Source organism: Bifidobacterium phasiani, from assembly GCF_019331775.1.
Lineage (GTDB): Bacteria > Actinomycetota > Actinomycetes > Actinomycetales > Bifidobacteriaceae > Bifidobacterium > Bifidobacterium phasiani.
Map to the genome: position 1 here is coordinate 23,742 of NZ_JAHBBD010000024.1, position 10,365 is coordinate 34,106.

Consider the following 10,365-nt stretch of genomic DNA (forward strand, 5'->3'; position numbering starts at 1 on the left):
CCCTCGCCGGCACCGATGACCGGGCCGTATCCGTTCAAAGCGAGGTGAATACCGATATGACAAGCGCAACAGCGTCCGCGCCGACGCACGCCGACGCCCGGCGCCGGTCTCGGCGCATCAGGCCGACTACGTGGGCGGCCCTGGGGTTCGCGGCCCCGCTCATCATCTACATCGTCGTGTTCTACGTGGCCCCGCTGGCCCAGAACATGTCGATGAGCCTCCACCGCTTCACTCGTCGTACCTTCGTCACCGGCGACGCCCCCTTCGCCGGGCTCGACGTGTACGGGGAGGTGCTGGCTGACCCGACGTTCTGGAACACGCTGCGACAGACGCTGATCTTCGTGGTGCTGTCCATCGTGTGCCAATATTCCATCGGTCTGGCCCTTGCGGTGTTCTTTAACCAGAACTTCCGACTCTCGGGCGTGCTGCGCGGCGCGTTCCTCGTGCCGTGGCTGCTGCCCCCGATGATCTCGGGCACCACATGGCAGTGGATGATGGACGCGGACAACGGCATCATCAACAGGATCATCGGGGTCTTCGGCATCGATCCGGTGTGGTGGCTCCAGGCCGACCATTCGCTGTGGGCCGTGATCATCGCCAACATCTGGCTGGGGATCCCGTTCAACCTGGTCATCCTGTACTCCGGCCTGCAGAACATCAGCACGGACCTGTACGAGGCGGCCGCCTTGGACGGATGCAACGCGTGGCAGCGGTTCTGGCGGATCACGTTCCCCCTGTTGCGGCCCGTCACGATGATCACGCTGCTGCTCGGCTTCGTGTACACGCTCAAGACCGTCGACATCATCTGGATCATGACCCAGGGATCCGGCTCGTCGCAGACCCTGGCCACGTGGGCGTACGCGATGGCCTTCGGCAAGGGGCATTCCTCCACGATCAGGTACTCCGAGGCTTCGGTCGTCGGCACGATCCTCATGGTCATTGCGTTGGCGTTCGCGTTCGTCTATCTGTGGGCGCAGCGGCGGGACGAGGAGGGGAGGTAGGCCATGGCACACCGTTCGACATGGTGGAAGACGCTCATCGGCGTCGTCCTGACCCTCATCATGCTGTTCCCCGTGTATTGGATGGTCAACATCGCGTTCACCGAGCGCTCCGCCATCCGGTCCGGCGACCTGTATCCGAAGGCGTTCACGCTGGAGAACTTCCAGCGCGTGTTCACCGACCAGATGCCCTATCTGGGCACCTCGCTGGTCGTCGCCCTCAGCTGCGTGCTGGTCACGCTGGTCATCGCGCTGCCCGCCGCATATGCCATCGCCATACTCAGGCTTGGCGGCGCAAGGACGGTGAACTTCCTGCTGGTGGTCGCCCAGATGATCCCCGCCGTGGTCATGGCGCTGGGCTTCTACCAGATCTTCACCGCACTCGGACTGCTCGACACGATCCCCGGTCTGATCCTCGCCGACTCGACCATCGCGGTGCCGTTCGCGGTGATGCTGCTGACCTCGTTCATGTCCGGCATGCCGTCCTCGCTGATCGAGGCCGCGCGCATCGACGGCGCGTCGAACTGGTGCATCTTTGCCAGGATCGTGGTCCCACTGTCCCGCAACGCGGTCGTGACCACATCGCTGTTCGCATTCCTGTGGGCATGGAGTGACTTCATGTTCGCGTCCACGCTCGACGCCGGCGGCGGCAGGCTCCGGCCGATCACCATGGGCATCTACGACTACATCGGCGCGCAGAACCAGGAATGGGGGCCACTGATGGCCACGGCCGTCGTGGCCTCAATCCCGACCGCGCTGCTGCTCATCGTGGCGCAGCGGTATGTGGCCGCCGGCGTCACCGCCGGCGCGATCAAGGACTGACGTCGCGGCGACGCGCAGGAACCGCCGCCGACCGGCCCGCCCGTGCGACGGCGGCACAACACGGACCGACAATGACACAAGGACAACCATGAACTTTTTCCGCAACATCGATGCCGCCCTGATCTGGACGGGCGGAGGCGAATATCTTCGCATCGAGCCGTGGGGCACCGACTCGGTGCGTGTGCGCGCGGCGATGATGCACGAGCCAGACGGGCCGGACTACGCACTCCAGCCATGCCCCATGCCGGACGGAGTGCGCGTCGCGATCGCCGAGGACGGCTCCGCCGCCGAACTCGCCAACGGAGGGCTGATCGTCCGCGCATGCGCGGAGCACGCCCCCAACGGCGCCAGCGGCTACGAGGAGTACCGCTGCCGTCTGAGCTTCCACAAGGCCGATGGCACCCTGCTGTTCGAGGAGGTGTCGCACGGAGGGTCCCTGAACATCAGGGCGCGCTGCTACGAGGGGCATATCGGCGGCGACCACCGGATCACGGCGTCGTTCGACGCGCCCCGTGACGAGCACCTGTACGGCATGGGCGAGTACCAGCAGGACGTGCTCGACCTGAAGGGCTCCTCGTTCGAGCTCGCGCATCGCAACTCGCAGGCCTCGGTGCCGTTCGTGGTCTCGTCGGCCGGCTACGGCTTCCTGTGGAACAATCCCGCCATCGGCCGCGCGACCTTCTCTCGCAACGGCACACGATGGGTCGCGGAGTCGGCCCGGCAGCTCGACTACTGGGTGACGGTCGGCGGTCCGGCCGCGATCATGGCGCACTATGCGGACGCGACCGGTCATGCGCCGGACATGCCGGAATGGGGCCTGGGGTTCTGGCAGTGCAAGCTGCGGTACTGGAACCAGAAGCAGGTGCTGGACGTGGCGCGGGAGTTCCGGCGCCGTGGCATCCCGCTGGACCTGATTGTCATCGACTTCTTCCACTGGCCGCATATGGGCGATTTCCGGTTCGAGGAGGAGTTCTGGCCGGATCCGAAGGCCATGTGCGACGAGCTGCATGCCATGGGCATCAAGGTCATGGTGTCGGTGTGGCCGCAGATCAGTCTAGAATCCGAGCACTACGTGGACATGCGGGGGCGCAACCTGCTGGTGGGCACCGATCGCGGCGAAGACATCGGCATGATGTTCGAGGGGCCCAGTCAGTTCTATGACGCGACCAACCCGGAGGCCCGCGGCTACGTATGGGACCTGTGCCGCAGGAACTACGCCGCCGCCGGCGTGGACGCGTACTGGCTGGACGAGGCCGAGCCCGAATACGGCACCTACGATTTCGAGAACCATCGGTACTGGGCCGGGCCGAGCCAGCAGGTCGCCAACATCTATCCGGTCGAATACAACCGCGGCTTCTACGAAGGGCTGCTGGCCGAGGGGCGCCGCGGCGACATCGTCAACCTCACCCGCTGCGCCTGGGCCGGTTCCCAGCGCTACGGCGCACTCGTGTGGAGCGGCGACGTCGGGTCGAGCTTCGCGGACCTCAGGGCGCAGATCACCTGCGCGATCCACATGGGCATGGCCGGCATCCCCTGGTTCACCACCGACATGGGCGGCTTCCACGACGGTGACATCGACGCGGAGTCATACCGCGAGCTGTTCCTGCGGTGGGCCCAGTTCTCGTGCTTCCTGCCGGTCATGCGCAACCACGGCGACCGCTCCGGCCTGCGGCCCGATGGCACGATGAAGGAGCAGGTCGCCGCCGCGGACGGCTCGCGGCGCGCGCAGTCCGGCGTGGAGAACGAGCCGTGGAGCATGGGCGAGGAGGTGGAGCGCATCCTGGTCAAGTTCATCAGGCTGCGCGAGGCGATGCGGCCATACACGAGGGAGCTGTTCGCCTCGGCGCACTCCGACGGGCAGCCGCTGGTGCGCGCGCTGTTCTACGAGTTCCCGGACGATCCGGATGTGGCGGATGTGGCCGACGAGTACATGTTCGGCCCCGATCTGCTGGTGGCTCCCGTCGTGGAGCCTGACGCCAGTTCGCGTTCCGTGACGTTGCCGGGCGACGGATCGGTGCTCTGGGCCGACCTGCGCGATGGAGCCGTCTATGCGGGTGGACAGGATGTCACCGTCGCCGCCCCGTTGGACAGTATGCCGGTCTTCGCACGCGACGGCAAGGACCACGGTCTGGCCGGGTTGCTCTGACGCCCTCCGTCCCGCCGCGCGCTCAGCCGGGGGCCTGTTCTGCCCGGCCCCGCCGCCGGCTACTGCCCGTCGGAGCCCAGCGCCAGCGTGTCGTCGTCGCCGAGCAGCAGCCGCTCGGCCAGGGTCGTCAGCCCCAGCAGGATCGCGGTCTCGGCGACGACGACCACGGCGGCGGCGAAGATCAGCGGCGTGCGGAACGAGTTGAACGCCGCCTGCAGCCAGATGCCCAGGCCGTTGACCGCGCCCAGGTACTCGGCGGTCACCGCGGTGCCGAACACGTAGGCGGCCGCGATGCGGATGCCGCCGAAGATCTGCCGGGCGGCCACGCGCAACGTGACGTGCCACAGCGTCCATGTCCGGGTCGCCCCGCAGGTCAGCGCCACGTCCTCGTAGAAGCGCGGCACCGCGGCGAGCCCGCGTACGGTCTGCGTGGCGATGGGGAACACGGCCAGCACGGCGACGAGCACGACCTTGCCGACCGGCTCGAACCCGAACCAGATGACGAACAGCGGGGCGATCGTGATCAGCGGGATCGTCTGCGCCGCGACGAGCAGCGGGTTGACCGCCCGGTACAGCGTCGCCGAGACGTGCAGCCCGACGCCGATGAGCACGCCCGCCACGATGGCGATGAGGAACCCGCCCAGCGTCTCGGCGGTGGTGATGGCGGCCGCGTCCATGAGCTCGGGCCAGGTGCGCGCCATCGCCGCGACGACCTGGCTCGGCGCGGCGAGCGTGCGCTCCGGGATGCCGCCGAGCCGCACCGCCGCCTCCCAGACGGCGAGCAGCGCGCCCACCGTGACGACCGGCGGCAGAAGGCGCCGCCACCACGATGCCGTACGTGTCGATGTCATGATGCCCTCCGGTGACGCCGTCCGATCAGTCCGCGTCCTCGGACGGGGCCGCGCCCGCGTCCGCGCTCGCATCCGCGGCGACGTAGTCGTTGGTCGCCAGCCGCTCGGCCTGCGGGGCCGCGTCCAGCGGGTCGCCGTCGGCGTCGACGTACGTGCCGTTCCCGTACAGGAAGTTGATGTAGTCCTGCGCCGCCGCGAAATCCACGGTGCCCGGCACGGCGGCCGCGTCGTCCGTCGTCCAGTACCGCCCGTCGACGATCTCGCGCATCGAGGCGCGCACCAGCCCGGCGTCGAGCTGCGCCTCGCCGGCCTGCTCGACCAGGATGTCGGCGGCCTCGTCGGGGTGCGCCAGCGCGTAGTCGTAGCCGCGCCGCGCCGCCGCGAGGAACCGGCGCAGCGCGTCGGCGTTCGCGTCGTCGGCCAGCCAGGAGGCGTTCGCCGCGAAGCCGAGCTGGTCGGGATTGCCGGGCACGCCCCAGTCCGAGGCGACGAAGCACTGCAGCGCCGGGCCGTTCAGCTCGCTTTCCACGCCCTCCCAGGTCACGTAGAAGCCCCCGAAGTCGCCCTGGCCGTTGGTCAGCGCCTGGAACGTGTTCGTGCCCGCCGTGGCCGTCTCGAACTCGCCCTCGCCGCCGGCGGTGCGGATCATCTGCCGCAGCACGGCGGTCTGCTCGGCCGAGCCGAAGCTGACGAAGGTCTTGCCGTCGAAGTCCTTCGGCGTGGCGATGTCGGTGCGCGAGGCGAGCGCGCACCAGCGGGCGACCGGCTTCTGCGTCAGGTCGAACACCATCCGCAGGTCCGCGCCCTGCGCGTCGAACGCGGCGACGTTGCTCAGCGTCGTGAACCCCAGATCGGCCACGCCGTTCTCCACCGACGTCTCCGCGCCGGCCTGCGCGGTCGGCAGGATCGTCACGTCGACGTCCTCGTCGTCGAAGTAGCCGAGCGCCTCGGCCACGTACAGGCCGATGTGGTTCGTGTTCGGGGTCCAGTCCAGCATGAACGTGACCGACGCGCCGTCCGGGCCGTCGGCGTCGCCGCCCGACCCCGCGCAGGCGCCCGCCGTCAATGTCAGCGCGGCCGCCGCGGCCGCCGCCAGAATCCGTGTCCTCAACCTCATGTTCGTCACCTTGCCTTCCGCGCGGTTACGCGATCGTGGCCGGCCCGGTGCGGCGGAGGCGGGAAGGTGAGGAGCCCGCGCGACGCACCGGACCCGCATCCCGCCGGGCGGTCCGGCCGTCCCTGCCGCGCGGCGGCCCGGTCCGCCCGGACGGCGCGCGCTGGACGGGCCGCGGCCCGTGCGGATGCTCGTATGTTCCGATGTGTGGCACGGCTGCTGCCACCAACCGCGCGAACGACACCCCAGTATAGCCGCCGCCGGCGTCGCCGCGCGTCGTGCGCCGGCGGCGACGCGGGATGATACGCGCTCCCGGGCGCTCGCCGACGCCGTGCGCCGGCGCGTCGCGCCGGGCCGCCTTGCGCGGTATGCGTCGCGCAGGCGCCTGCCGTCATCCGTTGGACCGGGCCGGACCGGCCGCCGGCCGCCGCGCGCCGAACATGGCGCGGTACGCGCCGCCCGCCCGCCGACGCTACCGCTCGGGGAACGGCTCCGGCACGAGCCGTCCCGCGACGTAGCGTTCGAGGATGTCGCGGTCGTCGCCGGTGTAGACGAACCGCTCCAGCCGCTCCTCGGGCGACAGGTCGAGCGGCGAGTCCTCGCGCCGGACCACCAGCGCGTCGAACTCGAAGCCCGGTTCGAACGAGCCGACCCGGCCGAAGAACGCGCCCGGCGCCTTGGTCGCCATGTGGAACGCCTCGGACAGGCGCAGCGGCCGGTCGTCCTCGTGCCCGGCCTCGAAGGTCTTGAGCTTCGAGACCTCGATCGACTGCACGATGTGCCGGGTCATATGCGGCTCGTGGCTGCCCGCCACGTCGCTGGCGATCGTCACGTCGAGCCCGGCCTCGAGGTCGCGGCGCACCGGCATGATGCCGCTGCGCAGATCGGCGTTCGACTGCGCGCAGTGCGCGAGCCTCACCCGACGCTCGCGCAACAGGGCGCGCTCGCGGTCGGTCAGCCAGATGCAGTGCGCCATGATCGTGCGGCCCTCGGGCATCAGCCCGTACCGCTCGTACACCTCGGCGTACGTGGGGATGTCGGGGTGCAGTTCACGCACCCAGGTGATCTCGTCGCGGTTCTCGTCGAGATGCGACTGCACCGGCAGCCCGTAGCGCGCCACCAGCTTGCCGAGCCCGCGCATCAGCGCCGGGGTCGTCGAGGGCACGAAGCGCGGCGTGACGACGAACCCGACGTCCGGCGTCAGCTCGCGCGAGCGGCGCACCAGCGCCTCGGTGCCGGCGAGGCTGGCGTCGGTGTCCTCGATCAGGTAGTCCGGCGCGTTGCGGTCCATGTTGACCTTGCCGACCATCGGGCGCAGCCCGGAGCGCTGGCACAGCTCCATCAGCCGCAGCGTCGCATCGTCGTGCAGCGTGGCGAAGGCGCTGAAGCGCAGCGTGCCGACCCGCCACATCCGGTTGACGAAGCGCCGGTACCAGCGGTCGGCGAGGTCGATGTCGGCGTATCTGGCCTCCGCGCGAAACGTGTAGCGCTCCAGCCACGGCAGCAGCTCGTGGTCGAATCCCAGACCGGCCATCGGCAGCTGCGGCGCGTGGACGTGCAGGTCGTTGAACCCCGGGATGATCAGGCAGCCCGTGCGGTCCACGACGGTGACGGCCCGCGGGCCGTTCTCCCGGCCGGTCGCCGGACCGTCCGCCGACCCGCGTTCCGGGCCGTCTTCGGCGCCGCTCGCCGGAGCGTCTCCCGGCCGGTGCCCCGGACCCGCCGTGGTGTCAAAGTCGCGTTTCGCCGCATTCTCGTGTACCATGCCGAAACGGCCATCGCTGCCGTCCGCCGTCGGGTGCGGCGAAACGACGGGTGCATCGGACGGCAACGACCCGGTCACGTCGACGACCCTGCCGTCGTCGCCGACCAGGACGTAGCCGTCCTCGATCACCGCGAACCGTTCGGGGGTGGGGGTGTACAGGATGTCGCCCTTGTACGCGACCGTCATGCCTCGTTTCCTTTCTGCCGTGCCGTTTCGTGCCGTTCGCGCCCCGCAACGTGCCGTCCGTCGCGCGGTCCGCCTGTCGCCCGCCGCGCCGCCTGTCATCCGCCCGCCGAGTCGTCCGCCGTCCGGGCGCCGAGTCGTCCGTCTCGCCGCGCATCGCGACCGTCCGGCGGCGCGACCGCGCTCGCCGCGGACGCCGGTGCGGGCCGCGCCGTGCGTCCCTCGCGCGAGGCACAATGGAGCCTATGACTGAAGCTACTACAGAAAAGCCCGAACTGCCCGCGAACGTGCGGGTGCGTTTCTGCCCGTCCCCGACCGGCACGCCGCATGTCGGCATGGTCCGCACCGCCCTGTTCAACTGGGCCGAGGCCCGCCACACCGGCGGCACCTTCGTGTTCCGCATCGAGGACACCGACGCCGCCCGCGACTCGGAGGAGAGCTACGAGCAGATCCTCGAGTCCCTGCGCTGGCTCGGCCTCGACTGGGACGAGGGCGTGGAGGTCGGCGGCCCCAACGGCCCCTACCGTCAGTCCGAGCGTTCGGGGATCTACCGCGACGTAGCCGCGCGCCTGCTCGAGGCCGGCTACGCCTACGAGTCCTACTCGACCCCCGACGAGATCAAGGAGCGCAACCTGGCCGCCGGCCGCCCGGCCGAGTTCGGCTACGACGGCTACGACCGCGACCTGACCGAGGAGCAGAAGGCCGCGTTCCGCGCCGAGGGCCGCCGGCCCGCGCTGCGCATCCGCATGCCCGACGAGGACATCGTGTTCGACGACCTGATCCGCGGCCGCATCGAGTTCAAGGCCGGTTCGGTGCCCGACTACGTGATCGTGCGCCCGAACGGCGACCCGCTGTACACGCTGACCAACCCGGTCGACGACGCGATGATGGGCATCAACGTGGTGCTGCGCGGCGAGGACCTGCTGAGCTCCACCCCGCGCCAGATCGTGCTGTACCGCTACCTGATGGAGCTCGGCGTCGCCAAGGAGATGCCGGTGTTCGGCCACATGCCGTACGTCATGGGCGAGGGCAAGAAGAAGCTTTCGAAGCGCGACCCGGAGTCGAACCTGTTCCTGCACCGCGAGAACGGCTTCATCCCCGAGGGCCTGCTCAACTACCTGGCGCTGCTCGGCTGGTCGATCGCCCCGGACCGCGACGTGTTCTCGATGGCCGAGATGGTCGAGAAGTTCGATGTGCGCGACGTCAAGGCCAACCCGGCCCACTTCGACCTCGACAAGGCGATCTCGATCAACGCCGAGCACATCCGCATGCTCGACGCCGACGATTTCCTGCGCCGCGCCGTGCCGTACCTGCATCGCGACGGCGTGGTCTCCGCCGACGCGTGGGAGGCGCTGACCGACCGCGAGCGCGAGGTGCTGACCGCCGCCGCGCCGCTGGTCCAGCCGCGCGTGCGCCTGCTCGGCGAGGTCTCCGGCATGGTCGGCTCGCTGCTGTCGCAGGAGGGCTACATCGAGCCCGACGCCGACGCGCGCAAGCAGCTCAAGGACTCCGCCGGCGACGTGCTCGACAAGGCGATCGAGGCGCTGCGCGGCGTGGACGAGGCCGAGTGGACGGCCGAGCCGCTGCACGCGCTGCTCGACAAGGCGCTGGTGGAGGACGGCGGCTACAAGCCGCGCCTGGCCTACGGCCCGGTGCGCGTGGCCATGTCGGGCCGGCGCGTGTCCCCGCCGCTGTTCGAGTCGATGGAGATCGTCGGCAAGGACGTCTCCCTGGCCCGTCTGGAGGGCCTGCGCGCCCACCTGTGACGGCTTGTTCCCGGGGTGAGGGAAGGCAAAGAGAAGCGCGAGGCCGCACGTTCCGGTACGCCGGGCGTGCGGCCTCGCCGTTTGTCGGCCGGCGGCGCATCCGGCCGCAGGTCGCGGCGGCGGTTCGACGGCGGGTTCGGCGCGTTCGGGCGGTATGCGCGGTCGATTGCGGGCGGGAACGGGCCGCCGGCCCTGTTCGCCGCGTTTTGAGCGATGTCTGAAAACGGCGGAATTCCGGGCGACACGCCGATGGTTTGCAAAGGGCGGCGAACCTCTGTATATTAATCATTCGTTGCCGCTCAGCGAGCAACGGAAAACAGAACAGAGCCCCCATCGTCTAGCGGTCTAGGACTACGCCCTCTCACGGCGCCAACACCGGTTCAAATCCGGTTGGGGGTACGAAGACGACGCAGCTGTTAGCTGCAGCGCCCTCAAATTGGGGTGTGGTGTAATTGGCAACACAGCTGATTCTGGTTCAGCCATTCTTGGTTCGAGTCCAGGCACCCCAGCCAAGGACCCTCGCAAGCGCGAGGGTTTTTTGTTATCCCGGCATTGCTCCCCGTGTATGCGCCGCGCTCCGCCGGTGGTTTACCGGCTCTTCCGGTTTTCGTGTGTGTGATGGGAGAGCCGTGGGGCATCATGGTTGGTTGTGAAGAAGATAACCGAAGATGTCTCACGGCCTGTACGCGAGTTTAACAGGTTCGACGGGGATGCGTTGTT

7 protein-coding genes and 2 tRNA genes are annotated in these 10,365 nt (G+C 69.3%); 6 read left to right on the forward strand and 3 right to left on the reverse strand.

Going from position 1 to position 10,365, the window contains the following annotated elements; all coding sequences use genetic code 11:
* Positions 1–56: 56 nt before the first annotated feature.
* From KIH73_RS09085 to KIH73_RS09095, 3 genes are all read left to right on the forward strand, one after another.
* The gene (locus KIH73_RS09085) at positions 57–1,001 is read left to right on the forward strand and encodes a carbohydrate ABC transporter permease (RefSeq protein ID WP_219082753.1); all 945 of its coding nucleotides are present in this window, start codon (positions 57–59) and stop codon (positions 999–1,001) included.
* Positions 1,002–1,004: 3 nt separating this feature from the next.
* On the forward strand, positions 1,005–1,820 hold the full coding sequence (locus KIH73_RS09090) for a carbohydrate ABC transporter permease (protein ID WP_219082755.1): 816 nt from the start codon (positions 1,005–1,007) through the stop codon (positions 1,818–1,820).
* Between the two features lie 88 nt (positions 1,821–1,908).
* Complete coding sequence (locus KIH73_RS09095; protein ID WP_219082757.1) at positions 1,909–3,966, forward strand: glycoside hydrolase family 31 protein; 2,058 nt, start codon at positions 1,909–1,911, stop codon at positions 3,964–3,966.
* Positions 3,967–4,025: 59 nt separating this feature from the next.
* On the opposite strand, the gene KIH73_RS09100 is transcribed toward KIH73_RS09095, so the two are convergent.
* The 3 genes from KIH73_RS09100 to KIH73_RS09110 all read right to left on the reverse strand — a co-directional run bounded on the left by KIH73_RS09100 (position 4,026) and on the right by KIH73_RS09110 (position 7,882).
* Complete coding sequence (locus KIH73_RS09100; RefSeq protein WP_219082759.1) at positions 4,026–4,817, reverse strand: ABC transporter permease; 792 nt, start codon at positions 4,815–4,817, stop codon at positions 4,026–4,028.
* Positions 4,818–4,842: 25 nt separating this feature from the next.
* Positions 4,843–5,943, reverse strand: a complete 1,101-nt coding sequence (locus KIH73_RS09105; protein ID WP_219082761.1) for an ABC transporter substrate-binding protein — start codon at positions 5,941–5,943, stop codon at positions 4,843–4,845.
* Positions 5,944–6,403: 460 nt separating this feature from the next.
* Positions 6,404–7,882: an amidohydrolase family protein gene (locus KIH73_RS09110; protein ID WP_219082763.1), complete on the reverse strand. Its 1,479-nt coding sequence runs from the start codon at positions 7,880–7,882 to the stop codon at positions 6,404–6,406.
* Between the two features lie 242 nt (positions 7,883–8,124).
* Between KIH73_RS09110 and gltX the strand changes: the two genes are divergently transcribed.
* From gltX to KIH73_RS09125, 3 genes are all read left to right on the forward strand, one after another.
* Positions 8,125–9,645, forward strand: a complete 1,521-nt coding sequence (gene gltX, locus KIH73_RS09115) for a glutamate--tRNA ligase (RefSeq protein WP_219082765.1) — start codon at positions 8,125–8,127, stop codon at positions 9,643–9,645.
* A 326-nt stretch (positions 9,646–9,971) separates the two neighbouring features.
* Positions 9,972–10,044 (forward strand) — tRNA-Glu (locus KIH73_RS09120).
* A gap of 38 nt (positions 10,045–10,082) precedes the next feature.
* Positions 10,083–10,157: transfer RNA gene (locus KIH73_RS09125), tRNA-Gln, on the forward strand.
* Positions 10,158–10,365 lie beyond the last annotated feature (208 nt).